The organism is Echinicola sediminis (assembly GCF_054777495.1).
Genome location: NZ_BAAHAP010000026.1, coordinates 15,716 through 41,176 on the forward strand (window position 1 = coordinate 15,716; position 25,461 = coordinate 41,176).

Here is a 25,461-nt window from a genome sequence, read left to right on the forward strand (position 1 = left end):
TTTCAATTTGATTGAGTAAATGCCAGAAGGGATGTCCATGCCTATGAAAATCACTACAAAGATGCTCGTAACTGACTGATGGGCCAGAGACAGAAAAAAATGCCCCCTTATAGCAATTTGGGGGCATTTTTTTCATGTTTATCTTAGGGTTTTGATCAGGTCACCCAAGTACCCCCATTTCAAGGTTCTTGCCTCCCTACCCTCGTTTGCTTTTTTGATGCTTGCCTCGTCCACCCCTTCCCAGGCATTTACCGGCAGGCTCTCTACAAATTGCTGATAGTTACGGAACATGGTGACAATGACATGGGAAGCAGCTATTTCCTCTCCAAAAGGGATCATTACCCGGCCCAAGCCCCAATATTCCATATGTCCCTGGTCCACCATTTTTTGATGGACCGGATAGAAAACCTCTTTTTCGGCCTTTTCATACTGGGCGCTCATGGTGGGCTTAGCTTTCATGAGTGAGATTCCAGCAACCACCCCCGGCTGCATGGCTAAGTCAGAAGAGGTTTTTTTTATTACTTCCATATAAAGCCTTACGGATACGTTTCTGGAAGCAGCTGCCTGCTTCCATTTTGCTTGCAGTTGCTCTTCTGAATAGTCGGAAAAAGCAGCTTTTGACGCGGCCGAAATGCCTGCTGCTGTTTGCAGCATTTTAGCCAGGTCATCAAAAACAGTGACCTCCATGTACTGGTAGCCCTGCTCCTTCCCTCCAGGTTGGAGTGACCAAAGATCCCAGCCCATAATGTTTCCATTTTTCAAGCGTTCCTGATGGACTTTGTCCCAGAAATTTTCGGTGTCACGGTAAGATTGTTCGTGCCCAGCATCCACTTTTATGAATTCCAAAATAGCAAATAGCTTTTCCTGTGCTGAAACGGTACCAGCCATAAAAGCCATGGTCATCACTATGCATAGAAGCGTTTTCATGGCAATGGGTATTTAGGGTTTACAGAAATATAGTAATGGTAAAGTTACTTATTATTGCTGTTAATTATTAGTTAATTACCTTTTAAGTAGCTTTAAATGAGGTGGTTGTTTCTGTTCTTTGGGGAAGGTTTGGGACTGTTGATAATGGTGTTTTCAAAATTTCCTATATTTATTAAGGATATCAATCATTGAAGTAAAGGCCATTGGTTATGACAACTAGCAGTAAGACCCGATTTCACCCCTCCCATGACCATCGTATAGATGCCTACATCGAAAGAGCAAAGCCTTTTGCAGAGCCTATTTTGCGGCATATGAGGGCCTTGGTCCACCAGGCTTGCCCTGAAGTGGAGGAGACCATCAAATGGGGAATGCCCCATTTTGTTTACCGCGGAGAGATACTCTGCAGTATGGCCAGCTTCAAACAGCACTGTGCTTTTGTCTTCTGGAAGGCCGCTTTAATGGAAGACCCCATCCTACAGGAAAATGCCATAGGAGAAACAGCGATGGGACATCTTGGTAAAATCATGAACTTGGAAGATCTCCCTTCCGATCAGAAAATGCTGGAATACCTTAATGAAGCCATGGCGCTCAATGAGAGTGGGGCTAAACTTCCATCCACAGCCCCAAAAGAAAAACAGGATCTTCAACTTCCAGAGGACCTGAAAACCGCGCTTGAGAAGAACCCCAGTGCACTCAGTACCTTTGAAAACTTCAGTTATACCCATCAGAAAGAATACCTGGAATGGATCGAAGAGGCAAAAACCGATAGGACCCGGAAAAAGAGGTTGGAGACGGCGATTGCCTACATGGAGGAAGGTAAGCCCCGCAACTGGAAATACATGAAAGCGTGGAAGAAATGAGGTCCTTTATTTACAGTTTTGGACGGTTGGTGTCTACTATCCCCTTGCTCGTTCATAAGCTGTGTTTTTCAGAGGTTTAGAGGTGTTTTTTGGTTAAATTCAGGTAGACCAATCCCTTTGAAAATGAAATGGATAAGCCTTGTTTTGACCTTGTGGGCAGTGGTTTTTAGTCGCCTGGGTGCTGCCCAAGACCATCATTCTCCCATCATTTTTATCTATGACGCCAGCGGCTCCATGTGGGGACAAATCGATGGAAAGACCAAAATGGAAATAGCTTCAACGGTGCTTTCGGAAGCCATCGGCAAATTACCGGATGAGCAGGCGCTTGGACTGGTCGCATATGGGCACCGAAACAAAACCGACTGCAGGGATGTGGAGTTTATCGTCAATGCTTCAGAAAATACAAAGGCACAGAGCCTCGAAGCACTGAAATCGATCCAACCTCTGGGGAAGACCCCCTTGGCCTATTCTGCTGAACTGGTCATTGACCGTCTGCGCCAGAATAAGGAAAAAGCGACCATTATCCTGATTACGGACGGAATAGAGTCCTGTGATGGAGATATTTGTGAGGTGGTTGGTTTAGCCAAAGAGGAAGGCATAGATTTTAGAATGCACATTATCGGTTTTGGCTTAAAAGGGGCTGAAACGGAGCAATTGATCTGTGCTGCAAAAAAGGGCGATGGGCAATACTATGATGCTGAAGATGCCAATAAGTTGGGGGAGGTCCTTTATGAAGCCACCCAGGTGACGGTAGATGAGCCGGATGGCAACTTTACGGTGTTTGCTGTCAGAAATGGGGAGCCGATAGACGCGCTGGCCAGAGCATATAAGGCCGGGAGCAGGGAGCTGATTTCCTCTGCAAGAACCTACCGGGATACGGCCAAACTCTATTTGCCTTCAGGAAAGTATGATTTGCATGTGGCTCCACTTGAGGATAGTGATATCAAGCTAATTGTACTTGGAGGAGTTGAAAGCGTTTCTGACAAAATTCATCATGAGACCGTTAGCTTCGATGGGGCCAAATTGCTAATCAGCACCATGAATAATGAGGCGGGTTGGGATACGATGGTGAAAATCTATCCCTCAGGCAGCAATCAAACCGTGGCCACCGGGCGAACCTACGGAAGGGAAGATACTTATGAAGTGAATCCAGGTACATACGATATTGAACTTACAGCTTTGGTCATTAAGGGTTCCAAAATTGTGCACAAAATGGAAGGAATAGCGCTAAAAGCTGGAGAGACTAAAAATATTGCCCATGCTTTTGAGTCCGGGGAAGCTAAAATAGGCGTGGTTACCGGGAACGAATTGGTGGATGCAGTGGTGAAAATATCGGATACGGCTACGAAGGAAGTAATCGCCAGTGGTCGGACGTATACCTCTGCCAATAATAACCCGAAATCTTTTATTCTTACCCCTGGAACTTATGAAGTGTCCATCATGACCCTTGGCAAGCATAAGGGGCACAGTGAATCCTTTACCATCGTAGTGAAAGCCGGTGAAACAGTAGAAAATGTGCACCGCTACTAAATCAGGTTCGTATGAATAGGTTCTTCCATCCTTCCAGTCTTTTATTTTATTTATTCAGCTTTATGGTCTTTGCACTGTTAGGAACGATAATGGCCTCCTTACTCGGTGCAGCTGATGGCCAAGGACTGGCTGGAGGAGCCATTGTTTTAGGGTATGGGCTGATGACAGGACTGGGGGCTTTGTTTGTGGGAATCGCTGTGGTCTATTGGCTGGAAAGGCGCAACATTATCCTGTTCAATAAGGTTTTGGCGGTTCTCCTTTTGCTTTTTGTAGGACTATTGTTTTTTAGGAATTTGAGGAGGGGAGCTCAGTCAGGGCCCGAGGATCCCCGTTTTCTTCCATCTCAGCCCACCCCTGAAGCAGGTATTACCCAAATTTAAAGGGATCAGCAGCATTGATAATGATTAATTAATCGATTTGGGTAGTGGTGGCTGCCCTCAAAATACACTATACCTATAAGGTGGCCATTGAAAATGATGTACCTTAATCAGTCAAACAATGGTTTGTCCTGAAAATTACCGAAACCTTGTTCTTGAGTGGGAATGGTACCGGCTGAAAAAGACATTTTACGATTATATAAATAAACCAATACAACGACATGAAAAAACTGCTTTTATCGGGCTTGTTTTTGGTGGCCTCCCTGTCAGCGGTGGCCCAGGAAACGGCCAAGGGAATTGTTTATGAAGACCTTAACGGCAATGGTAAAAAGGAGTCACGTGAAAAAGGGATCCCCAATGTGGCCGTCTCCAATGGTTTGGAGGTAAGCTTGACAGATGAAAAGGGACGTTACGAACTTCCTGTTTCCAATGACCAAATTATATTTGTGATCAAGCCATCAGCATACCAGGTACCGGTCAACGAGAAAAATCTTCCCCAGTATTTTTATATTCACAAACCCGAAGGTTCACCTAAGACCGAATTTCCGGGAGTGGAACCCACGGGTAAATTACCCAAGAAAATAAATTTTGGCCTTCTCCCTTCTGAAGAGAAATCGGATTTTACTACGCTCGTATTTGGGGATCCACAGCCTTATTCCATCGAAGAGGTCAACCACTTCAAGAATGGGGTGATTTCTGAAGTAGAGGGAATAGAGGGAATCGATTTGGGACTCTCATTAGGGGATTTGGTTGGAAATGACCTGGAATTATTTGCTCCCTATATTGAGGCCACCGCTAAGGTCGGTGTGCCCTGGTACAATGTATTGGGAAACCATGATCTGAATTTCGACGTGGAGGAGGATCACCTTTCCGATGAGACCTTTGAGGCTCATTTTGGCCCGGCCAATTATGCCTTTAACCATGGCAAGGTACACTTTATTGTTTTGGATGATATCCTTTACCCAGATCCCAGAGATGGTAAAAGCTATTGGGGAGGGTTCAGGGAGGACCAGCTGGAGTTTGTAAAAAACGATCTTCAATATGTGCCCAAAGACCATTTGATTGTGTTGGCTTTTCATATTCCTTTGAGTGAGCCCAGTGGCGACCCTTTTAAGGATGAAGACAGGCAGGCCCTTTTTGACCTGCTAAAGGATTATCCACACACGCTTTCCTTATCTGCCCATACCCATTTACAAAAGCAGGATTTTTTCTTTGAAAAGGATGGCTGGAACCAGAAGAATCCTCACCATCATTATAACGTAGGCACCACTTCTGGGGATTGGTATTCGGGAACCTTAAACGGAAAAGGAATCCCCAAATCCACGATGAGGGACGGGACTCCAAAAGGATATGCATTTATCGATTTTAAGGGCAACCAATATGAGGTACGTTACAAAGTGGTGGATCAGGAAGAGGACTATCAGATGGCCATTTTTGCTCCAAAGGTGTTGGAAAAGGACAAGCGGACATCAGCAGGTATCTTTGTCAACTTTTTTATGGGAACTTCAGAGGACGAGGTCCGCTACCGGATAGACAATGGGCCTTGGAAAAACATGCAATACATCGATGAATACGACCCTACATATATGATGGAGGTCTTCCAATGGGATACCACAGAGCAGCTGCTGGATGGGCGCAGGCCTTCCAATCCTGTGAAAAGCACCCACCTATGGCGTGCCGGGATAGATGCCAAACTGGAAAAGGGAGCCCACACCATAGAAGTGGAGGCTTCGGACATGTTTGGTAAGAAGCACTATGGTAAAAAGACCTATCATATCCGATAATTTTTAGATTTAGTTTGTGACCGGGGACCTTAGGGTTTCCGGTTTTTTTTGTATAATCGTTTAATACAAAGGAGGGTAGAGCTGTTGGTGTTTTAGCTGGGTTCCATATTTTTTCTAACGACTGGGATACATGAAAATAATGACCTTTAACAGGAAATTAGCAGCAATTTGGCTTGTTTGCATAGTATGGGGATGTAATATCGGTCCAAAAAATTACCTCAGTGATGTCCAAGCGTATGAGGAAGCCTGGTCTAGTGTAGAGATTGCTAAAGGAACAGTCTATGAAGATTTGAACCGGAACGGGAAGATGGATTCGGATGAAAGGGGAATACCCAAGGTCCCCGTTTCCAATGGAGAAGATGTGGTGCTCACCGATGATCAAGGGTATTATGAACTAAAGGTAGGTATCGACCATAGTATTTTTGTCATTAAGCCCTCGGCTTACCAAGTTCCGGTAAATGAAAAGAAAATACCACAATACTTTTATACCCACAAGCCCAAAGGCTCTCCCAAAATGGAATATGCGGGTGTGGAACCGACAGGGAAATTACCCGAGCAGGTCAATTTTGGTTTGATCCCCACCGAGTACAATGAAAATTTTACGGCATTGATTTTTGGTGATCCGCAAACCTCGAACCGTTTTGAACTTGACCATTTTGAAAAGGAGGTCATCGAAGAGGTCCAGAACGTTCATGGTGTCAATTTCGGCATTACTATGGGGGATATTATGGGAGATGATCTTAGCTTATATCACCTGTACATAGACGCAATATCCAAAATTGGAGTGCCTTGGTACAATGTGCTTGGAAATCATGATCTTAACCGTGATGCCATTACAGACCGGCTATCGGATGAAACTTTTGAAGCGCATTTTGGCCCTTCTAATTATGCTTTCAATCAGGGCCTTGTTCATTTTATTGTCCTTGATAATGTACTATACCCCGATCCCAAAGATGGTAAAAACTATTGGGGAGGATTTCGGGATGATCAGTTGAAGTTTATCAAAAATGATCTCCAGTATGTGCCAAAGGATCATCTTATCGTTTTGACATTTCATATCCCCCTTAAAGAACGAGAGAAGGATACTTTTCAAGATGAGAACCGGCAGCAGCTTTTTGATTTATTGTCCGAATATCCCTATACTCTTTCCCTATCGGCTCATACCCATGTTCAGAACCAAGATTTTTTCTCAAAGGAGCAGGGGTGGAAGCAGGAAAGACCCCATCATGAATTCAACATTGGGACTACCTGTGGAGACAGGTACTCAGGATTCCTCAATGAAAAGGGAATACCAAAATCAAAGATGAAAGACGGCACCCCGAAGGGATATGCTTTTTTGGATTTTACTGGAAATCAATATTTCATACGCTATAAGGTGGTCGGTCAGGGCGAGGACAAGCAGATGGGCATTTTTTTGACAACAGGTGAGGATAGCAGCCCAGAAATTGTCCGGGAGTTTTATGTCAACTTCTTCATGGGATCCGAAGAAGACCAACTGCGGTACAGAATAGACGATGGGATGTGGACGGATATGATTTATCAGGAAGATTACGACCCTGAATATCTTCAGGAATTGTCGGACTGGGACCTGGATAGTTTATCCGGCAAGGCCAACAAACCTTCGAATGCAGAAAAAAGCACGCATCTATGGAAAGGTGATATTCAGGGGACCCTTGGCCAAGGAGTCCATGTGATCGAAGTGGAGGCAACAGACATGTTTGGTAGGAAGCATTATGGTAAGAAGACCTTTCCTATCCGATAATTTTTTAGATTTAGTTTGTAAACAGAGACCTTAAGAGTTCCTGTTTTTTTGTTTTTTTTGGATCAATAAATTGAAAATTAAGCTAAACCGTTTTAACTTTTCAGATTAATTTAATCTTCATCTCCAATAACCCCATTTCATATGAACAGAAGATTGGCCATAAAACAGCTGGCACTGGCGGCAGGAGGTTTGGCACTGATCCCTTCCTGCGATTTCAGTGAAGAGCAGATCATTGCTGCCTACGATGAGCTTCAGATAACGGCTTCCCATGAGGATGTGCTGAAGAAGCTGGTGGATACGATAATTCCAAAGACCGATTTGAAAGGGGCATTGGAATTGGGCGTGCATGATTTTGTCTTGGTGATGGCCAATGATTGTTTGGCTGCCGAGGAGCAGAAGCGCTTTCTAAACGGACTGAAGAATTTTGAGGAGTACACTAAAACGAATTTCGGCAGTAGATTTACCAAGATGGATCCGTCAACGTCAGAAGCAACGGTGCTGGCCATTTTAGAGAAGGGAGAGGAAGAAAAGGAGGATTACCGCTACTTCCTTGGGACGGTGAAGAAATACACCCTACAGGCCTACATGGCTTCGGAATATGTAATGACCGAATTGATGCCGTACCAATTGGTTCCGGGACCGAAATTCGAAGGAAAAAAGAAAATAGTACCAGGCGAAAAAGTAAATATCCATGGCTAATCTGAATACAAAAGGGCAACAAGAAAATACCTACGGGGCGATAGTCATCGGTTCAGGGATGAGTGGAGGTTTTGCCGCCAAGGAACTGTGTGACAAAGGGGTGAAAACCTTGGTGTTGGAGCGGGGAAAGAATGTAGAGCACGGAAAGGACTATCCCACCACGAACATGATGCCTTGGGAGTTTGAACACAGGGGGCAGATTCCTGAAGACATCCAACGGGAAAATCCAGTAGTCAGCCGTTGCTATGCTTTCAGAGAGGATGCTGCGCACTTTTTCGTGAAGGATCAGGAACATCCGTATATTCAGGAAAAGCCCTTCGACTGGATACGGGGGTATCAGACCGGTGGGAAATCCCTGCTTTGGGCGCGCCAGGTCCAGCGATGGAGTGATTTTGATTTTGAAGGTCCTGCCAGGGACGGCTTTGCTGTGGACTGGCCCATCAGGTACAAGGACCTAGAGCCATGGTATAGCTATGTGGAGAAATTTGTTGGCGTCGCCGGATACCATGATGGGATTCCGCATTTGCCGGATGGGGAGTTTTTACCAGGAATAGAACTGACCGCTGCTGAGGACTACTTTAAGTCTGTGGTTGAAAATAAATTTCCCGGCCGACATGTGATCAGCGGAAGATGTGCCCATATCACGGGAAATGCCGAATACTATGCCAAGCAGGGCCGGGGCATTTGCCAGCATCGTACGCTTTGCCAAAGGGGCTGCCCCTTTGGAGGGTATTTTAGCTCCAACTCGGCCACTATACCTTGGGCCATGAGAACGGGGAACCTTACCTTGAGAAATAATGCTGTGGTGCATTCCATCATTTACGATGATGTAAAAGAAAAAGCCACGGGAGTAAGGGTAATTGATGCAGCAACTAAGGAAGTAACAGAATATTTCGCACCGATCATTTTCGTCAATGCCAGTGCACTCAATACCAACCTGATCCTATTGAATTCCACTTCCAAAAGGTTTCCGAACGGACTTGGTAATGATAACGGGTTGATGGGTAAGTTCATCGCTTTTCATAATTATCGTGGCGGGGTTTCAGGTGAATATGAAGGACTTCAGGAATATACCACCAGTGGCAAAAGGCCAACGAGTGGCTATATGCCCAGGTTCCGCAACGTACATAAGCAAGAAACGGGCTTCCTGAGAGGTTACGCCGCAGGTGTGCATGGGGTAAGGTCTATAGAAACGGACCGTTCCGGAATAGGAAGTGATTTGGTAAGCAACTTGATGAACCCCAGTTATGGACCATGGAAAATAGGATCCCATATGATGGGCGAGACCATCCCTAAAGAAGAGAGTTATGTGGCCTTGGATGCCAATGAAAAAGATGAGTGGGGCATGCCGCTTCTCAAAGTGAATGTGGATTATGACCAGAATGACGAGGACATGATCCAAGATTACAGGGAGCAGATGGCCGAAATGTTTGAGACCGCAGGGTTTAAAAACGTAAGGACATGGGATGATGGCAGAAGACCCGGTTTGGATATCCATGAAATGGGCGGAGTACGTATGGGCCATGATCCCAAAACCTCACTTTTGAATAAGCATCATCAGTTACATGCCTGTCCGAATGTGTACGTAACCGACGGTGCCTGTATGACCTCTACCAGTACGCAAAACCCCTCACTGACTTATATGGTTTTTGCTGCCAGGGCAGTGGATCATGCGCTAAAAAATCAAGGCTAATCCAAATGGATTTGGGAAGAGATTTTAAAATTGTTAATGCGGTGAATAAGTCATCAATCCTTTGCTGATCTTAGAATTACACCTTCTTTAAGGCCAAATAAAACTGTGGAAAGCTGTTCTGAAAAGAACAGCTTTTTTATTGTGGATAAGTCAATGTGGATACTATTCATGTTTTATTAAATAGTGTTAATCAGGGTGTTAAATAAGTTTAAATAGGTTTTTTTAAAAGAGCCAAAGGCTAGATTGCCTGCTCTTTAAAAAAGATCTGCATGATTAGACTGCTCTTTATAGTATCATTTTTATTGGCTTGTCCTTTTATTTTGTTTGCTCAAGGGGATAATATTCTACTATCCGGTAAGGTGGTGGATAAGGTCACCCAGCAGCCCATCCCGGTGGTTAGGATTAGCAGTTCTTTGGAACGTGTGTCTACCAATGAGCAGGGAGAATTTAAGATAATGGCGAAGGAGGGAGACCAGCTTACCTTTGTGCATTTATCCTATCAACCTTTTTTGCTACAAGTTTCGGTGGAGGGCTCGAGGTTTCAGTTGGTTGAACTGGAGGAAAGGGTGTTGGAGATGAGGGAATTTGAAGTAAATGATTTTCCTACTGAGCAGGCATTCAAAGAGGCCATGATGAATGCAAGTCCAAGCAAGGCGGGGGAAATTGGGAGGATGCAGCGCAATGTCCTAACAATAATGAAGATCAAAGAGCTAAGTTATCATCATGACTTTTCCAGTTACAATACTTTGCTGAAAGGAGTCAATACCAACGGTGGTGTTATTTTTTTTTCTTCAAATCCTTCTTTGGGTTTGGTTGGCGCACTGAAGAAGCTTGTCAAGGGGAAACCGAGGTATAAGCCTTTGGGAGAAGATGCCGTTCAGGCTCCCTCCAGCAGACCATTGTGGAAAAACCCTTTGGAGGTGGAACCGTTAAAATTAAAGTAAAAGGGCCTTAAAGCCTTGTTCCATCGGGACTTGAGAGATCCGTTTGCTGAAGAAAGGAGTGTCAGTGCTTGCTTTTTTCGGCGATGTTTATGCTCTAGTTTAGTAGTTTCCAATCGAATACATATTGATAGGATTGCATCCTTAGATCAGAATCATAGATTAACATGATGAAAGACCCTGTCTATGAGCTTTCTTCCGTTTTTGTCAGCGTACTACAGATACTTGTGGCGCTAATGGGAGGATTGTTTCTTTGGTTGAGCATCATGGCATTCAATGGAAAGGCGATGATGAACATGATAATGCAAATGGCGGGAGAATCGCAGGACATCAGTTCAGAACAGACAGTGTTTCTTGGTTTGGTGTTATTGGCACTGTTTGTAGTTTGTATTGCTGCGTTTTTTGTGCTTAGGTACCTGGCTAAGGTGGTCAAAAAGGAAACCGGAACGTAAAAAAGTAAATACGCCAAGCATCAACCCTGATTTTTGGCGTATTTATTTTTTTCCTGTAGATAAGGTGATATTTCCGAAGAGTATCTTTTTAGTACTAGTGATGATGGCCTCCCGGACCATGCACGTGGCCATGCTCGATTTCCTCGGGCTCGGCCTCCCGGATCTCAACGATTTCCCCTTTGAAATAAAGGTCATAGCCAGCTAATGGAGAATTAAAATCCATATGAACACCTTTGTAATCCACTTTGGTGATTTCTCCACGGAGTTGGTTGCCCTGATCGTCCTGCATGGGCACTACCCTTCCTACCTTCAGCAAGTCTTTGTTTTTCTTGCCGTTTTCCTTGAAATTGGCTTTGGGGATGATGGTGACTTTGCTTTCGTCATAGTCCCCGTACGCATTCTCATAATCAATGAAAACCTCGAAAGTGTCCCCCACTTTTTTGCCTGCAATAGCCTCTTCTAGCGCGGGTAGCGTATTCCCGGCACCAAAAAGGAAAGGAAAAGCCTGGTCTTTAGTGACTTTTTCTTTGAATTCTTTGCCATTTTCCCCATCGTCCACGTGTAGTTCATAGGCCACACTGACCACTTTATTCTTTTCTGCAATCATCATTTTTAATTCAGCTGAGAGAATGATTATATCGGTAAATTCCTGCTCCAAATGTAGAAAAATTAAGCAAAAATCTGTTTTAAGTGAATGTAAAAGTGTTCCTAAATTTCATTCGCTTATAAGAAGAGTTCCCGTATGGAGGGGCTTTGATGGATGTCCGTTGGGGGGGAAGCGGCTTGAAAACAAAAAAATACCACAGTAGCTGTTTGCCATAAGAAAGCTTTGTAAATTCAGGCAAAAATCAACCTTTTATATCATGGAAATATTTTTGCAAAGCGAAAACTGGATCGCATTATTGACATTGACCTTTTTGGAAATCGTCCTCGGTGTGGACAATATCATCTTTATCTCCATCGTCTCCAACAAGCTTCCTGAATCCCAACAGCCCAAGGCCAGAAATTTGGGGCTGATGCTGGCCATGGTCTTCAGAGTGGGGCTCTTACTGGGGATATCATGGATCATCCAGTTTACCGAGCCTTTGTTTACGCTTTTTGACCATGGATTTAGTGGTAGGGACCTGATCTTGGCCGGAGGCGGCCTGTTCCTGCTCTTTAAATCTACCATGGAGATCCATCATAAGATGGAAGGGGAGACTGAAGAGGTAAAGTCCAAGACAGGAGCTTCTTTTGGAAGTGTGCTTTTTCAGATTATCCTATTGGACATGATTTTCTCCTTTGACAGTATCCTTACTGCTGTGGGCTTGGTGGACCATGTGATCATCATGATCATTGCTGTGGTCATCTCTCTGTTGATCATGATGATTTTCGCGGGCAAGATCAGCGAATTTATCAACAAGCACCCGACCTTACAGATTTTGGCCTTGAGTTTCTTGATTTTGATCGGTGTGATGTTGTTGGTGGAAGGCTTCCATGTGGAGGTGCCTAAGGGATACATCTATTTTGCAGTGTTCTTCTCTTTGGCTGTGGAGCTGGTCAATATGCGGATGCGGAAAAAGGCATCCAAAAAGCCGGTGGAATTGCATCCCCGAATGAAGGAGTCGGAAAATGATTAATCGAGAAAATGTGGATAACCACAGAGGTAGGGACCTGAGCTGATAAGCAGCCTGCCCTATTCCCCTCCTATTTGATGTATAAAACCTGACCGCTTGATACCCTGGAATATCATGTATCAAGCGGTCAGGTTTTCTTATTTTTTGCCGGGCTGGTTTATTGGTGCTTGCTTAACCAGTCGGTGTGGTAAGGAGCTTTCTTAGTCTTGTTTCTCCAAATAAGCCTTCCGGTAGCTTGACCAGATTTCATAGATGGGATCACCTTTGGAACTCAGTCCGCTATGGTGCCATTTTCCTTCCTTCACGGCATAATCAAAGCCTAGTGAAGCTCCTACACGGCTGTCATCCCTGCTGAAAAACTCAATGTATTCGGTGTATTTACCGTTTTGGGCGGTATAATTCCCTCCGCCTGTACCGCTAAACTCTTTGGTTTCTGAATTAAAGGCAATCCACTGGAAACGGCCACCCCCGAGGATTTTGATGGTTCTCCTTGCGCCGGGAGTCATGGTGCTGATTTTCCCGTCTTGTTTACGTCCTGTAATTACCCAGGTGCCGTTGAGGGCATCATCTCGCTCAGACATCTTCTCCCAAATTTCGATCATATTATTCCCTCTTTTATTGTAATAAAGGACCATTTTGTCTTTAATGAAACTGATCGTAAAGTCGGTTTTGGTGCCGATTTTATTCGGATTGGCAGTATAGAAATCATAGGTTTCGGTATAGCCATCTTCCCCTTCGGTTGCATAGAGACCGCCGCCTGCATTGAGAAAATGGTTGGACCCTGTCTCCTTGGTACCAAAAGCAAAGTAGCCGTCCTGGTAGATTTTCACACTTTCCCGGTCTATTACCGGGTCACCGTTGAGATAAGTGAGTTTCCAAGCGCCCTCCAAGTCCTGCGCAACGAGACCAAAGGTAAAGAACAAAAGAGGCAGCCATAATATCTTTTTCATGGTAATTTGAGCTTAATAGTTTTCTTAATTTACAAAAATCAAGAAATTTTGGCTCCAGGTTTTTTTTAAGATTGGTACTTTTTACATAAATGGTGATCGGACAATTAATTGTTCTTAGTGGTATCCGGCTTGGACTTTGACCTGCCAAAGAGTCCTTTCACCAGATCTTTGACTTCTTCTGCTGCCTGTCCCTTGGCTTCTTCTACTTTCTTGTTCAGCTCCTTCTTGGCACTGTCCTGGGCGGCATCGGCTTTTGCTTTCAGCTGTTGTCTGACACTGTCTTTTTGAGCCTCAAATTGCTCTTTGACTTCCTCCTGGACTTTTTGCTTCTCAGAAGAGACCCTTGATTTGAGGGCATTGGTGATCAATGCTTCCATGCTGTTCCCTCCAGCTAAGCTTAATTTGGGTTGATTGTAGCTACCTCCCAGATTAATGGCTATGGGTATATTGCTGTCTCCGGTTGCTTCGGTTCCGGAGATGGCAGCAAGCAGGTTATTGGCCTGGCTTCCCAGTTTTCCTGCAGGAACCTGCATATTGATGAGGTAATTGATGCTTCCATCAAATCCCGTGGTACCTTGAATTTTGGCCTGATAGTCCCAGAGTTTGATGTCGAAAGGCTTTACTTCCAGCATTCCATCTTTGATTTCTGCCGTTAGGTTCAAATCTTTCAGCTGAATGGTATTTCCATCCTTCAACTTGGTCAGTGAAGTAATTCCGCTGACGATTTTGCTGTTTTCCAGTTTGGCCTGTACCACTTCAATAAGTCCGCTTCCATCCAGTGAGGATAAAATCGGCATCATGTTTTGTGCTAAATTTCCCGAAAGAGAAAAGTTAGTGGAGAAATCCCCCTCTAAGTGTTGGGCTACAGGAGCAAAAGCTTTAATGGTATTGAAGGAATGGAAGGCTTCTTTGATCTGCATTCCCAAAACCTTGAAATCTAAATTGAACTTGGGGTCTTTGATGTTTTGGGTATTGTAAGCACCGTTCATGGTGACCTGACCACCCAGTGTCTTCATTCCCGTGTCCTTAAACGTCAATATACCGTCTCTTAAAACCATAACGCCCTTGGCCTCCTTAAAAACCAGGTTATCATAAAGCACCTCGTCGGCATTTACCGACATGGTAAAGTCGATGTTTTTGGGGAGTTCTATCAGGCTTAGCTCGGTGGTATCTGACGTGTTGCTTTCACTTTCGGTCATCCACTCGTTAATGTTGAATTTAGTGGAGCTGATATTCAGCTTGCCGCTCAGTACGGCGTTTTCTTCAAAAGCATAGGCCATATAATTGGCCAGACTACCGGTGGCTTTGACAGGGCTTTCGCCCAATCTTGCATCAAACTGGCTCAGATTAACCGTTTGAGGACTGAAGTCGCCCGTGGCCTGATGAATTCTGATCCCTTGGGGAAGGTCCTTATCCGTATAATAAAAATTAGTTAAGCTTACTTGCCCACGGGTGTCCAATCGGTTGTACCGCTCCGCTTCCACGTCTGCATAACTTCCCTTGCTGTCGATATCGGCCTTGATTTTACCATCCATGATGACTTCTTCCATAGGGAAGATCTTGCTGATCTTACCGAGGTCTACAGCGCCATGAACGGAACCATCCCAATTTAATTTATCCAGGTCACTGATTTTCAGGTTTCCTTGAATCTGCTCCCCTTCTAGGGTAAATCCAAAACGGGAAAGGTCTACCATAAAATCACTCATCTTCCCTGAACTGTTTTCTACGACCGTATTTACATTCAGTGCCTCAATGGGGGCTTCGTAATCATCGCTTTTCACATAGCCATTTTTCAGGGCTAACTTTGCATTGATGGCGGGAATGATTTCCGCAACACTGTCGTACCGTCCTTTGGCGCTTGCATCCACATCCAGCATGCCTTTTAGCTCCATTCCTTCTATTGGGAAGATGGAGGTCAGTTCTTCTAGGTTGAGCTTTCCTTTGAGCTGACCGTCGATATCATAGGATATCAGATTTTCCAGCAGTAGCCTTCCTGAAATAGGGTTGGAACCAATGGTCAGATTAAATTGTGGGATATCCACTTTGGTATTGTCGAGATGGTTGGTTTTGTTGCTGACCGACATGTCGACATTGATATTGTTGACAGGTTTGGGTAGGTCGGGGTATTGGAACATGCCATCAGTCACTTTGAGGGCAATATCAAAGGAAGGAAAAGCCTGCTCATTGTATGTTCCTTTGAAATAGCCACCAAAATCCATGGTTCCGCTGGTTTTGATTCCTTCAAAAGAGGAAGTGTAGATTCCGGGAACCAAGGAAAGTATACTTTTGAAGGTATTTTCTTTTCCTTCGAAGGTCAGGTCAAAGTCAATGTCTTCTTCTGGCATGGCCATAAATCCATCCACGTCAAAGAAAAAGTCGTTCAACCCAAACTGCCCTTCTCCAAAAGTAAACTTCATTTGTCCCATATCCACCTGGATCTTTGTATCTGCCGTAAGGAGTTTGTTGCTGAGGTAATTCACTTCCTCATAATCCATTCGGACAATATTGGTCTGTAACTTACCATCCACGTCATAGACATCAGCAGTAAAGTCTCCCCGGCCTTCGAGATCAAAATCCTTTAGGGCGAGGAAATAATTCAGTTGACGATCATCATAGATAAAATTGACATTTTCCACTTCGATGAGGTCAATGCCTAACTTAAAGTTCGACGGCTCTTCAGGAACATCTTCCTCTCCTGTATCGATGGCAATATCATAATTGGCGGTCCCGTCTTCAAGGACTTTGACATAAATACTGCCACCATCAAGGTGTAACCCCGTGAGCTCCGGATAGTCTCCAAAAATCAGCGACATCAAATTAAAGTCTACTTGGAAATTATCAATGTGGGCCAGGGTGTCATTTTCAAAAGGGACATTGCCCGTGATGCCCAACTGGCTTACTGAGGCCGATATGTTCGGGAATCGTTTAAAGGCAGAAAGACTGAAATTGTTTACGTCATAGTAAACTTGGGCATTTACGGAATTGGCGATTTCCTGATCTATCCGCGCCACTATTTTATCTTTAAAGATAATGGGCAATGCAATCAGACTGACTAATAAAAAAGCAAAAACGGCTAAAGTTATAATAAGGACTTTTTTCATGGCAAATTAAATTTGATATATCCTAAACGACTTCTCTTTAGGGAGAAGTTTAAAAAAGCTTACTAAAATTACATCAAATTTAATGCCTTGAAAAACAAAGTGGGCAAAGAGTGAGGGGAAATCAAAAAGTTATTAAACGGACATTAATTTAAAGTGGTAATCAATATTTTCATTCTTTTGATGGCTGATTTGCTTTCTGAGATGATAAAAGGCTTCTAGCAGAGGAGCATTCTTAAGCTTTCCTGCGTCAATGGCCTTGAAGCCGATCAGCTCTATTAATTTTTTTACCCTGAATTTATCCACATCCGAATCTCCGCAGAAATAGGTTTCCTTGACCAGTTCCAAGGGATCTGAATTGGGATAATCCAAGCCTAGGTTGTTAAAGCCCTTCAAAACACGGTCATAGCCTGCATTCTCCTGGATATAGCAGGTATTGCAGGCAAAATCTGAGTTGTAATTTCCGTTAGTGCAGTCCACCACAATTTTGTCCTTGCCCTCCAACTGGCGCAGGCATTTGCAGACCAAGGGCAGGTACTCATTTTCGCAGCAAATAAGGATGATATCTGATTTTTCGATGGTTTCGCAATAACCGAATACCTTATCTTTTTGCATTTTGAGAATCTTCCATTCAATCTGCTTGGCTTCAAACTCTTCCCTTACTCCGAAAACCACCTTTAAGCCCATGGACAGGTATTTGTTTCCCAAAGTTATAGATAGTTTCGTCCCTCCTAATATTCCTAAAGTCATCCGAATTCCGTTATTATCAAAGTATTCTTTAAATAGTTAACGACAAAGCTGAAGATTTCTTTTTCAGGTGATAAAAAAGAACTGTTGGGTGATGATTGTCGTCCAAATTGTCTACTAGCACAATTATCTGAAAACTATAAAATTTTTGACTCCTTACCAAATATTTTACTGTTTATGTGCTTGGAAACAAGCACAATACGTTTGTTTTCCTATAAAACTCCCAAAAGGGAGGCAAATAGATGTAAAAGGACGTGTTTACCAAACACTTTTTATCTCTCCGAGCAATTCGTCATGTGTTACGGTATTGGATGCAATAATTTCCCTGCCAAACACGTAGTCGTCGCCACCTTTGAAATCTGTCACTTTTCCTCCAGCTTCCTGAACAATAATCACGCCACCGGCTACATCATAAGAGTTAAGATTGTATTCGAAGAAACTCTCCACCCTTCCTGATGCCACATAACATAGGTCCACTGCGGCACTACCGATCCTTCGAATGCCATGGGAGTTTTTCATAATGTGCTTTAAGACAGATAGATAGGTGTCTATGTGGTTGAAATCATAATAAGGAAATCCGGTGGCCACTAAACTGGAGGCCAAATCTGGCGCACTGCTGACAGTTATTTTGGTATCATTACAGTAGGCTCCCCCTCCTTTTGTGGCATAAAAACATTCATTATTGTTGACTTCATACACAACTCCCAAGACAATTTCCCCATCTTTCATCAAAGCAATGCTTACGGAGAATACAGGAATGCCATGGACAAAATTGGTCGTTCCATCCAGCGGGTCTACAATCCAATTGTAGACTTCGGCTTGTTTGTTTTCTGTCCCTTCCTCTGTGATAAAGCCCGCTTCAGGCAGGATTTTCTTCAGGCCCTCAACCACAATCTTTTCAGCCTCCTTATCCACATAGGAGACCAGGTCATTAAAGCCTTTGTGCTCTACATTATTTAAATCAAAATTTTGTCTTTCCCTTCTAATAAATGCCCCCGCCTCTTTTGCAATAAGAATGGTTTTTTCCAATAATGCTTTAAGTTCCATGTTTTAGTTTTTTCCTGCTACAGTAATTACTATTTCCCCCTTTATGGGATTTTCCTGATAATATGCGATAAGCTCGGATAAGGTTCCCCTGATGTTTTCCTCGTAGATTTTGGTCAGCTCTCGAGAGACACAAGCGATTCTTTCTTCCCCAAAATTTTCACTGAACTGGGTAAGGGTCTTTAATAAGCGGTGCGGTGACTCATAAAAGATCATGGTTCTGCTTTCATCCATCAACCCTTCCAGCCGGGTTTTACGGCCTTTCTTATGGGGCAAAAAGCCTTCAAAGACAAAGCGGTCGTTGGGAAGGGCAGAATTGACCAGTGCCGGCACAAAAGCGGTGGCACCGGGAAGGCAGTTGACGGTCAGCTCAGCCTCTCTGGCGGCCCTGACCAAAAGAAAGCCGGGATCCGAAATGGCAGGTGTCCCCGCATCACTGACTAAGGCAAACTGCTCACCGGACTGCATGCGCTCCACCAACTTCTCCACGGTTTTGTGCTCATTAAAAATATGATAACTCTGTAAAGGGCGCTTGATGTCGAGGTGCTTCAGCAGTTTTCCTGTAGTCCTGGTATCTTCTGCTAAAATAACATCAACGCTCTTCAGTACATTGATGGCCCTTAATGTGATGTCCTCAAGATTTCCTATTGGTGTGGGCACCAAATAAAGGTGGGGTCTATGCTCCTCTGTCATCGTTTGATTTTATCAATGGCTTCAGCAAGCTTTCTGTCCTTTTCCGTGACGGTATTGCCGGCATCATGCGTGGTAAGCTCGATTTCCACTGTATTGTACACATTGCTCCAATTGGGGTGGTGCCCATGTGCTTCCGCCAAAAAAGCCACCCGGCACATGAACGCAAAGGCCTCGGTAAAATCCGAAAATTTAAACGTCTTTTTAAGTTTATTGTCTTCTTCTTTCCACATAGCCGTGTTTTTTTAGAGTGAAATAATCCCTTCTATTTTGGATGCTTTTTCATAAACCCTGATGATCGCTTCGCTGTCCTGCATCATGGCTTTGATGGTAGCGCTTACATAAGTGCCCTTGGCAGATTCTTTAAACACCACATCATTATTGGGCATCAGTGCCGCCACTTCGTTTTCCTTTCCCTTGGGGACAATAAATTTAAACATGTACAGCGCCGGGAAGGTGTTCTGTGCATCCAGTTTTTCTTTAAAAGCTACCTTGTCAAATGTCTTATTCATAATAACTTCGAATTTAGTCTATTAACACGACAGATAAAAAATAAAATCCCTAAACAAGAAAATCCCACCCTCGGTAAGGAGAGTGGGATTTCATTTATGATCCATCCTTTCTTTAGAAGAATTTGTATCTGTAATCTTTTACTTCGGATAATTCTTCAGCGGCCATCATGATCATGTAGGTGGCACGCTGCTGGGCACTGGCCTTCAGCTGGTTCTGGTACATGCTGTAATCAGCCACCTCACTTGCAGGTGTCAAGCCGTTCAGTTTTCCAACCACAATGCCAATATCCTCTTGGATAGGCTTGGTAATCTGACCTTGTTGGAGTCCGAAAATAGCGCCTACAGCCTTAGGAGCATAGCCGATACCTGGAATGGTATTGTCGCTCAGCTTCAGGTCAGCCGCTGTTCCCAAAGAGGCGTATTCTGGAAATGCCTCTTTCATTGCAGAAAGGCTTTCTTTGCCGGCAAGTTTGTCGATGATGACCTTTGCCTTTTTCTCATTTCTCACTTGAGCGGTAACTTCAGACCTCACTTGGTTCAAAGTAACTTCTTCCCCTTCAATAGCTCCTTTGAGGGTAGCTACGACATATGCATTATCCAATTCGAAAACCTGGGATACTCCTCCGATTGAGGCGTCGTTATAGGCCCATCTTACCACTTCTCTGGCACCTGATAGGTTATTGATAGACCGGGCGTTTGGAGCTAGGCCGTTCGCCTCCATGATTCGGTAACCTTCCTCATCGGCATTTTTCTTGAATTCATCGGCATTGCCGGTATTGGCAGCAAAGTAATCGGCATTTCGGAAAATCTCGTTTCTGGTAGCATCGCTTGGACCCAACTCCAGTTCCAAAATAGCCAATTTAATGGTTTCAGACTTCGGTAATTCAGTAACACTGATGATGTGATAGCCATATTCGGTTTCAACAACACTGTTTAACAATCCAGTTGATTTGGCCGCAAAAACAGCGTCTGCAAAAGGCTCCACAAAGTCCGCCTTGGCAAACCAGCCTAAATCACCACCTCTTCTGGCAGTACCATCCTGGCCATATTGCTGCGCCGCAGCAAAGAAATTGCCTGATTCTTTCACCTCAGCCAAAACTTTTTCAGCTTGTGCCTTGACTTCTGCTTTGGCCGCTTCATCCATCCCTTGAGTATTGAACAGGATGTGGCTTGCACGCATTCTAGGAGTGCCATCAAACTTACCGGATACTTTGTAGGTAACATAAGTGGAACGGTCAGTAATGTACGGTCCATAAATGGCACCTTCTTCAGGGTTGTCTGTATTGGAAGCCAACGTAGCTGGCAAAGCATCCCCTGGAAGGAAAGTCCTGAAAGGATTGCTGATTTCTGAGTTTCTAAGTACAAACAAGGAGTCATCTGCGGATCCTCTAAGTTCTTCTGTCAACTGGTTGATCTCTTGGATAACAGCGGCAGAGTCTTCACCACTAGGGTGCAAGTCAAACCTGATATAAGAAATGTCCCTTGATTTAGAAGCTTGGAACCTACCCTTGTTTTTGGATAAGTAGTCTTTCAAGTCAGATTCACTGATGGTAATGGCCGAATCTGATACTGCGTAATAAGGAACAAACAAATGTTCCACATCCGCTACACTGTTTTGCATTTTGTACTGCAATGCTCCTTCTTCTTTATTGGCATAGGAAGAAGAAGCCAACAGGTTGTCATATTTGATTCTTAACCTAGAATCGGCAAAAGTCTGTTCTTGTTGCGCCCAAAAGGCCCTTTGTTGAGCGGGAGCTGATTCCAGTGACTGCAAAAATGAAACCAATTGTTGTCTGTCAAATTCACCGGTTTCCGGATTGGTCAATTGTTGACGAAGTTCGGCTACAATGTTTTTGCCCTGTACCATATCCACCAATTCCTCATCGGAAATGGTCATTCCCAAGGCCTGGTATTGCTCAGAGAAAACCCGCTTTACAATCATCGCCTGCCATGCCTGCTCACGGATGCTGTACATCTCGTTTTCAGTTGGGTTTCTACCTGTATTCTGAAGGTAGTTTTGTTTGAAGCGTTCTATCTCCGCCACGTATTCTTCATAGGAAATCTCTTCCCCATTAATCTCTCCTACAACGGTATCCCTCCCTCCAAGGAGCATGGAATTTGGACCCAATAAGTCTCCGCCCACAAGGAAAAGTATCAATCCTACTGCAATAACACCGATTGCAAGACCTGTTCTCTGTCTAATTTCTTTTATTAACGCCATTCTTCTAGTTTTTGAAGTGTCGCAAAATAATTACATCTAACGATAAATTCAAAATATTATCGTTGTCAATAAATTACTTATTGCATGCTATTAGGTATTTATCTTTAATTTCACCGTATCGATTCGGTGTTCCTGCTTGGAAACCACCGTAAAAGTAAAGGGCCCATATACCGCTGCTTCCCCTTTCTTGGGGATATTTTCCGTCAAGGAAAGGATAAATCCTGACAAGGTATCGTAGTCTCCTTCGGGCAAATTCCAATCGTATTTTTCATTTAAATAATCTATCTCGTGTCGGGCACTTAAGAGGTATTCTGTCTCAGAAAGCTGTTGTTCGATCAGGTCATCACTATCATACTCATCCTCAATCTCACCAAAGATCTCCTCGATGATATCCTCCATGCTCACAATTCCGCTCGTTCCCCCAAACTCATCTACCACCAAGGCCAGACTTTTCCTCTCAGAAATAAACTGGATCAGCAGCTCATTCACCAATGCAGTTTCGGGAACGATAATAATGGGAGTGAGGATATCGCTGATGTTTTTGGGCTTTTTGAAAAGTTCCAAGTGATGGCAATAGCCGATCACATCATCGATGTTTTCCTTGTAAACAATGATTTTGGAATGGCCGCTTTCCATGAAGATTTCCTTCAGGTCCTGGATGTTGTCTTCTACATCTACGGCCACTATATCGGTCCGGGGAACCATACAGTCCCGGGCTTTAACTTTTTTGAATTCTACGGCATTGTCGAAGATCTTTGTGTCAATATCCATCCCCTCATCTCCTTCGGTCTCCAGGTTGTTTTGGATAAAGCTGTTCAAGTCCGTGATTTTGAAGACGGGTTTGTCCTCGCTGTAATCTAGCTTCAGGATTTTGGTGATAAATAAGCGGGAAAGGCTCACCACCAGCCAAACCACGGGATACATCAGGTAATAAATCACTAAAAACGGCACTGCAAAAAAGCTCAGCAGACTGTTGGGGTTAAGCATAAAGATGCTTTTGGGAATAAACTCTGCCGTGATCAGAACGATTATCGTCGAAATGATGGTCTGAATGATCAGCACCGCAGCTTGGTGGTTGAGGCCTTCCGGCAAGAACTCCTGAATGCTTGGCTCCAGCAGGTAGGCCATGAAGATACCATATACCACTAAGGAGATGGTGTTTCCCATCAAGGTAGTACCGATAAACTGACCGGGTTTTTTCATGAACCTTGCCAGAACTCTTCCCGTGAATTCCCCTTGCTTATTCTGCAGCTCTATGTGGAGCTTATTTGCTGATACAAAAGCAATCTCCAATCCCGAGAACAAAGCTGAAAACAACAAGGTAATCAGGACATACATCAAATATTGATATTCCATTAAGGGCGCCTTTTCTTTTTGTTTTGATGTTGATCAGCTTCACTCTGCTCTCGTTCAGCGATCTTTGTTTTCATGTATTTGTACCAAAATAGCATGGCCACAGCAAACATAAAAATAGGATAGCTAAAAGTTATCCCTTGGGTCATCGTTACATGTGTCCCAATGATCACCAGTGCTGCTGACAACGATAGTAGTATGATTCCTTTCAACTTCATAGTAATGCTTTTACGGGCAGTTATTGCTCGCCTGTTTCCTGTTCCTCCTCTTTTAGGATAACGTAGGTATCGACAATGTCATAAAAGGTAATGTCATTTAAGGTCTCATCAGACCGCATTCCATTGGCATTGACGATATTTCCATCATCCTGTTCTACTGTAACAAATTTTTCGGTATAGATGGTCTTTTTTCTTTCATCCCAGTAGAGCTCCTCGGAGTTAAGCTTGGTTCCCTTCTTGATATTGTGGACCCTGACATCCCCTTCTCCACGGTAGATCTTTTCTTTGGTATCCTGAAAACCATGATCGGCACGAATGGTAGAGCGCAGGCTCCCGTCTTTTTCGTAAAAATAGATCATGATTCCTTCGGGAAATTCAGAATCTCCGTTTTCAAATACCAACTGTTTCTCCGCCACCACTTTCACCGTCACCACGGCCGAATCACTGCGGTAGACTTCCATTCCGGAGGTCACCCGATAAGGGCCTGTATAGTTCTCCAGTTGCCTAAGATCGACACTTTCCCGACAGGAACTGGCTACCAGCGAAATCAGTAGGACTGTTAAACTCCATTTCATAGCACAAATTTATCAAATAAATCGGTTATTCGATTTTGTACGAAATACAAAAGGCGGTTATACCAACCGCCTTTGTGTATTAATGTATTTAGTCTGATCGTAAATCCTAGTCCCTGGTTTTCAAAGAAACCGTCTGGGCAATCCAGCAACCGGTATTGATGGTCTGCCCAACTTGGAAACCTTCTGTAAAGAGTTCTTCCTTAGAAGGGAATCTTGCTTTGGCATTGGCCATGCCGGTGTTGTCACCTGCTTTGGCAAAGGCATCGTAAGCGGCGATAAAGATCGAGTAATCTTTCACTCTACTTTGTCCACCTCTACAGTCTCCAGCAGAAGTCATGTACAAGCTTCCGATGAAAGACCAAGCCTCTCCTGCTTTGCTACTGTCTAGCTCAGCTGCTTTCATTGCTGACTGACGCGCAGCGGATTTTTGACCAAGCTTGGCATGAGCTTTGGCAAGATCATATTGTACTTCAGCTTTCTGTTGATCATTTTCAGCCAATTCCAATGCTTTCTGGAACATTTCAGCTGCTTTATCAAATTCTTGGTTTTGTACATATCTCATACCTCTAACCTGAGAGGTGGAGAAAGTTGGATTGTCGTTATCCACTACTTCCAAGGCTTTGGTAAACGTTTCGGAAGAAGTACACTTGTACTGTACAGAATATTGGAAGATCTTCTTGGCCAAAGCAATATTGGATGGATCAGCTTCCAATTGTGGTCCCATTTTGTTCTGGATAAAATCACAGTCGATGATTTCCATGGCTACAAGAATTTGATCCAAGGTTCCTTTCTGACTGGATACATCCTGTCCTTCAGCAGCAGCCTTGTCCAACCTTGTGTAAAGGTTATCATAGATGTCCAAAACTTGCTCTGGGGTATAGGCATTATTATAAGCGAAATTTCTGTAGACCAGGTCAAAGTAAGCTGGAACCAGGCCTATGGTGTTGATCTCACCATTCATTTCTATGTCTTTTGCAAAGTATGAAGCGGCATCTGCTACCTTTTCTTTGTCTCCTCTATAGTACTTGTAGGCGTAGTAGGCTTTGTTTTCTATCCACTCAGGCTCATTGTTGTATTTTTCAGCCCTCAATTCATAGACTGTAATAACGGAATCCTGATAGGTTCTTTTCTGGGCTTCATCAGAAACCGCCTGGGATGCACCGTCATACACGGTCACGCCATTGATGTATATTGCCTCGTTCAGGTCAGGAGCATTGACCAATAACCAATGCAAAGGTTTGGTTGCCTTTACAAATTGATCAGATTTCATGTAATCGTTGTAGGCAGCGTTGTACTCCCTCGCTTTTGCTTCCAGCTGTGGATCAGAAGGCCAGTTCCAGCCCTCCTGCGCATTTGCTAGCCCCACAAACACAAAAGACAATAACCCTAATAATGCAAATTTAGCTTTCATA

At 43.9% G+C, this 25,461-nt stretch carries 24 protein-coding genes; 10 read left to right on the forward strand and 14 right to left on the reverse strand.

Annotated elements, in window-relative coordinates; all coding sequences use genetic code 11:
* Positions 1 to 138 precede the first annotated feature (138 nt).
* Positions 139 to 927: a hypothetical protein gene (locus ACYVAA_RS08875; RefSeq protein ID WP_460540661.1), complete on the reverse strand. Its 789-nt coding sequence runs from the start codon at positions 925 to 927 to the stop codon at positions 139 to 141.
* 209 nt (positions 928 to 1,136) lie between these two features.
* Here ACYVAA_RS08875 and ACYVAA_RS08880 point away from each other — a divergent pair, with 209 nt between their 5' ends.
* The 9 genes from ACYVAA_RS08880 (at position 1,137) to ACYVAA_RS08920 (ending at position 11,025) form a co-directional block, all read left to right on the forward strand.
* Complete coding sequence (locus ACYVAA_RS08880; RefSeq protein ID WP_460540663.1) at positions 1,137 to 1,787, forward strand: YdeI/OmpD-associated family protein; 651 nt, start codon at positions 1,137 to 1,139, stop codon at positions 1,785 to 1,787.
* Between the two features lie 123 nt (positions 1,788 to 1,910).
* The gene (locus tag ACYVAA_RS08885; RefSeq protein WP_460540665.1) at positions 1,911 to 3,317 is read left to right on the forward strand and encodes a VWA domain-containing protein; all 1,407 of its coding nucleotides are present in this window, start codon (positions 1,911 to 1,913) and stop codon (positions 3,315 to 3,317) included.
* Positions 3,318 to 3,328: 11 nt separating this feature from the next.
* Positions 3,329 to 3,697 carry a hypothetical protein gene (locus ACYVAA_RS08890; RefSeq protein WP_460540667.1) on the forward strand — a complete coding sequence of 123 codons (369 nt, stop codon included), beginning with the start codon at positions 3,329 to 3,331 and terminating at the stop codon, positions 3,695 to 3,697.
* A 218-nt stretch (positions 3,698 to 3,915) separates the two neighbouring features.
* Positions 3,916 to 5,478 (forward strand): calcineurin-like phosphoesterase C-terminal domain-containing protein, encoded by a 1,563-nt coding sequence (locus tag ACYVAA_RS08895; RefSeq protein WP_460540669.1) that lies wholly within the window; start codon positions 3,916 to 3,918, stop codon positions 5,476 to 5,478.
* A gap of 130 nt (positions 5,479 to 5,608) precedes the next feature.
* Positions 5,609 to 7,240, forward strand: a complete 1,632-nt coding sequence (locus ACYVAA_RS08900) for a calcineurin-like phosphoesterase C-terminal domain-containing protein (RefSeq protein WP_460540671.1) — start codon at positions 5,609 to 5,611, stop codon at positions 7,238 to 7,240.
* A gap of 141 nt (positions 7,241 to 7,381) precedes the next feature.
* Positions 7,382 to 7,939 carry a gluconate 2-dehydrogenase subunit 3 family protein gene (locus ACYVAA_RS08905; RefSeq protein WP_460540674.1) on the forward strand — a complete coding sequence of 186 codons (558 nt, stop codon included), beginning with the start codon at positions 7,382 to 7,384 and terminating at the stop codon, positions 7,937 to 7,939.
* Positions 7,932 to 9,632 carry a GMC family oxidoreductase gene (locus ACYVAA_RS08910; RefSeq protein ID WP_460540676.1) on the forward strand — a complete coding sequence of 567 codons (1,701 nt, stop codon included), beginning with the start codon at positions 7,932 to 7,934 and terminating at the stop codon, positions 9,630 to 9,632. The genes ACYVAA_RS08905 and ACYVAA_RS08910 overlap by 8 nt, the downstream gene beginning before the upstream one ends.
* A 269-nt stretch (positions 9,633 to 9,901) precedes the next feature.
* Positions 9,902 to 10,576: a peptidase associated/transthyretin-like domain-containing protein gene (locus ACYVAA_RS08915; protein WP_460540678.1), complete on the forward strand. Its 675-nt coding sequence runs from the start codon at positions 9,902 to 9,904 to the stop codon at positions 10,574 to 10,576.
* 164 nt (positions 10,577 to 10,740) lie between these two features.
* A complete protein-coding gene (locus tag ACYVAA_RS08920) occupies positions 10,741 to 11,025 on the forward strand; it encodes a hypothetical protein (protein WP_460540680.1) in 285 nt (94 codons plus the stop codon).
* Positions 11,026 to 11,119: 94 nt separating this feature from the next.
* On the opposite strand, the gene ACYVAA_RS08925 is transcribed toward ACYVAA_RS08920, so the two are convergent.
* Entirely contained in the window at positions 11,120 to 11,632 is a 513-nt protein-coding gene (locus ACYVAA_RS08925) for an FKBP-type peptidyl-prolyl cis-trans isomerase (protein ID WP_460540758.1), read from the reverse strand.
* 256 nt (positions 11,633 to 11,888) lie between these two features.
* Between ACYVAA_RS08925 and ACYVAA_RS08930 the strand changes: the two genes are divergently transcribed.
* Entirely contained in the window at positions 11,889 to 12,644 is a 756-nt protein-coding gene (locus ACYVAA_RS08930) for a TerC family protein (protein ID WP_460540682.1), read from the forward strand.
* A gap of 197 nt (positions 12,645 to 12,841) precedes the next feature.
* Here ACYVAA_RS08930 and ACYVAA_RS08935 read toward each other — a convergent pair whose 3' ends face one another.
* From ACYVAA_RS08935 to ACYVAA_RS08990, 12 genes are all read right to left on the reverse strand, one after another.
* A complete protein-coding gene (locus ACYVAA_RS08935) occupies positions 12,842 to 13,591 on the reverse strand; it encodes a hypothetical protein (RefSeq protein WP_460540684.1) in 750 nt (249 codons plus the stop codon).
* Between the two features lie 104 nt (positions 13,592 to 13,695).
* Positions 13,696 to 16,692, reverse strand: coding sequence for an AsmA-like C-terminal region-containing protein (locus ACYVAA_RS08940; protein WP_460540687.1), 2,997 nt, complete (start codon positions 16,690 to 16,692; stop codon positions 13,696 to 13,698).
* A gap of 132 nt (positions 16,693 to 16,824) precedes the next feature.
* Positions 16,825 to 17,439, reverse strand: a complete 615-nt coding sequence (locus ACYVAA_RS08945) for an NADPH-dependent F420 reductase (protein ID WP_460540689.1) — start codon at positions 17,437 to 17,439, stop codon at positions 16,825 to 16,827.
* A gap of 255 nt (positions 17,440 to 17,694) precedes the next feature.
* Entirely contained in the window at positions 17,695 to 18,483 is a 789-nt protein-coding gene (locus tag ACYVAA_RS08950; protein ID WP_460540691.1) for an inositol monophosphatase family protein, read from the reverse strand.
* Positions 18,484 to 18,486: 3 nt separating this feature from the next.
* Positions 18,487 to 19,173 (reverse strand): 16S rRNA (cytidine(1402)-2'-O)-methyltransferase, encoded by a 687-nt coding sequence (rsmI, locus tag ACYVAA_RS08955; protein WP_460540693.1) that lies wholly within the window; start codon positions 19,171 to 19,173, stop codon positions 18,487 to 18,489.
* Positions 19,170 to 19,403 carry a 4a-hydroxytetrahydrobiopterin dehydratase family protein gene (locus ACYVAA_RS08960; RefSeq protein WP_460540695.1) on the reverse strand — a complete coding sequence of 78 codons (234 nt, stop codon included), beginning with the start codon at positions 19,401 to 19,403 and terminating at the stop codon, positions 19,170 to 19,172. The genes rsmI and ACYVAA_RS08960 overlap by 4 nt, the downstream gene beginning before the upstream one ends.
* Positions 19,404 to 19,415: 12 nt before the next feature.
* Positions 19,416 to 19,682 carry a YbeD family protein gene (locus tag ACYVAA_RS08965; RefSeq protein ID WP_460540697.1) on the reverse strand — a complete coding sequence of 89 codons (267 nt, stop codon included), beginning with the start codon at positions 19,680 to 19,682 and terminating at the stop codon, positions 19,416 to 19,418.
* A gap of 112 nt (positions 19,683 to 19,794) precedes the next feature.
* Positions 19,795 to 21,903: a SurA N-terminal domain-containing protein gene (locus tag ACYVAA_RS08970; RefSeq protein ID WP_460540699.1), complete on the reverse strand. Its 2,109-nt coding sequence runs from the start codon at positions 21,901 to 21,903 to the stop codon at positions 19,795 to 19,797.
* Positions 21,904 to 21,993: 90 nt separating this feature from the next.
* Positions 21,994 to 23,259, reverse strand: coding sequence for a hemolysin family protein (locus tag ACYVAA_RS08975; protein WP_460540701.1), 1,266 nt, complete (start codon positions 23,257 to 23,259; stop codon positions 21,994 to 21,996).
* Positions 23,259 to 23,474, reverse strand: a complete 216-nt coding sequence (locus tag ACYVAA_RS08980; protein ID WP_460540703.1) for a hypothetical protein — start codon at positions 23,472 to 23,474, stop codon at positions 23,259 to 23,261. The genes ACYVAA_RS08975 and ACYVAA_RS08980 overlap by 1 nt, the downstream gene beginning before the upstream one ends.
* A 20-nt stretch (positions 23,475 to 23,494) precedes the next feature.
* Positions 23,495 to 24,049, reverse strand: a complete 555-nt coding sequence (gene lptC / locus ACYVAA_RS08985) for an LPS export ABC transporter periplasmic protein LptC (protein ID WP_460540705.1) — start codon at positions 24,047 to 24,049, stop codon at positions 23,495 to 23,497.
* Between the two features lie 106 nt (positions 24,050 to 24,155).
* The gene (locus tag ACYVAA_RS08990) at positions 24,156 to 25,460 is read right to left on the reverse strand and encodes a tetratricopeptide repeat protein (protein WP_460540707.1); all 1,305 of its coding nucleotides are present in this window, start codon (positions 25,458 to 25,460) and stop codon (positions 24,156 to 24,158) included.
* Position 25,461: the final 1 nt, after the last annotated feature.

Coding starts and splice junctions, on each gene's coding strand:
- ACYVAA_RS08890 (WP_460540667.1), top strand. CDS start 3,329: ATGAATAGGTTCTTCCATCCTTCCAGTCTTTTATTTTATTTATTCAGC.
- rsmI (WP_460540693.1), bottom strand. CDS start 19,173: ATGACAGAGGAGCATAGACCCCACCTTTATTTGGTGCCCACACCAATA.
- ACYVAA_RS08965 (WP_460540697.1), bottom strand. CDS start 19,682: ATGAATAAGACATTTGACAAGGTAGCTTTTAAAGAAAAACTGGATGCA.
- ACYVAA_RS08910 (WP_460540676.1), top strand. CDS start 7,932: ATGGCTAATCTGAATACAAAAGGGCAACAAGAAAATACCTACGGGGCG.
- ACYVAA_RS08970 (WP_460540699.1), bottom strand. CDS start 21,903: ATGGCGTTAATAAAAGAAATTAGACAGAGAACAGGTCTTGCAATCGGT.
- ACYVAA_RS08975 (WP_460540701.1), bottom strand. CDS start 23,259: ATGGAATATCAATATTTGATGTATGTCCTGATTACCTTGTTGTTTTCA.
- ACYVAA_RS08875 (WP_460540661.1), bottom strand. CDS start 927: ATGAAAACGCTTCTATGCATAGTGATGACCATGGCTTTTATGGCTGGT.
- ACYVAA_RS08960 (WP_460540695.1), bottom strand. CDS start 19,403: ATGTGGAAAGAAGAAGACAATAAACTTAAAAAGACGTTTAAATTTTCG.
- ACYVAA_RS08920 (WP_460540680.1), top strand. CDS start 10,741: ATGATGAAAGACCCTGTCTATGAGCTTTCTTCCGTTTTTGTCAGCGTA.
- ACYVAA_RS08950 (WP_460540691.1), bottom strand. CDS start 18,483: ATGGAACTTAAAGCATTATTGGAAAAAACCATTCTTATTGCAAAAGAG.
- ACYVAA_RS08935 (WP_460540684.1), bottom strand. CDS start 13,591: ATGAAAAAGATATTATGGCTGCCTCTTTTGTTCTTTACCTTTGGTCTC.
- ACYVAA_RS08980 (WP_460540703.1), bottom strand. CDS start 23,474: ATGAAGTTGAAAGGAATCATACTACTATCGTTGTCAGCAGCACTGGTG.
- ACYVAA_RS08930 (WP_460540682.1), top strand. CDS start 11,889: ATGGAAATATTTTTGCAAAGCGAAAACTGGATCGCATTATTGACATTG.
- ACYVAA_RS08900 (WP_460540671.1), top strand. CDS start 5,609: ATGAAAATAATGACCTTTAACAGGAAATTAGCAGCAATTTGGCTTGTT.
- ACYVAA_RS08880 (WP_460540663.1), top strand. CDS start 1,137: ATGACAACTAGCAGTAAGACCCGATTTCACCCCTCCCATGACCATCGT.
- ACYVAA_RS08925 (WP_460540758.1), bottom strand. CDS start 11,632: ATGATTGCAGAAAAGAATAAAGTGGTCAGTGTGGCCTATGAACTACAC.
- ACYVAA_RS08885 (WP_460540665.1), top strand. CDS start 1,911: ATGAAATGGATAAGCCTTGTTTTGACCTTGTGGGCAGTGGTTTTTAGT.
- ACYVAA_RS08945 (WP_460540689.1), bottom strand. CDS start 17,439: ATGACTTTAGGAATATTAGGAGGGACGAAACTATCTATAACTTTGGGA.
- ACYVAA_RS08990 (WP_460540707.1), bottom strand. CDS start 25,460: ATGAAAGCTAAATTTGCATTATTAGGGTTATTGTCTTTTGTGTTTGTG.
- ACYVAA_RS08915 (WP_460540678.1), top strand. CDS start 9,902: ATGATTAGACTGCTCTTTATAGTATCATTTTTATTGGCTTGTCCTTTT.
- ACYVAA_RS08940 (WP_460540687.1), bottom strand. CDS start 16,692: ATGAAAAAAGTCCTTATTATAACTTTAGCCGTTTTTGCTTTTTTATTA.
- lptC (WP_460540705.1), bottom strand. CDS start 24,049: ATGAAATGGAGTTTAACAGTCCTACTGATTTCGCTGGTAGCCAGTTCC.
- ACYVAA_RS08895 (WP_460540669.1), top strand. CDS start 3,916: ATGAAAAAACTGCTTTTATCGGGCTTGTTTTTGGTGGCCTCCCTGTCA.
- ACYVAA_RS08905 (WP_460540674.1), top strand. CDS start 7,382: ATGAACAGAAGATTGGCCATAAAACAGCTGGCACTGGCGGCAGGAGGT.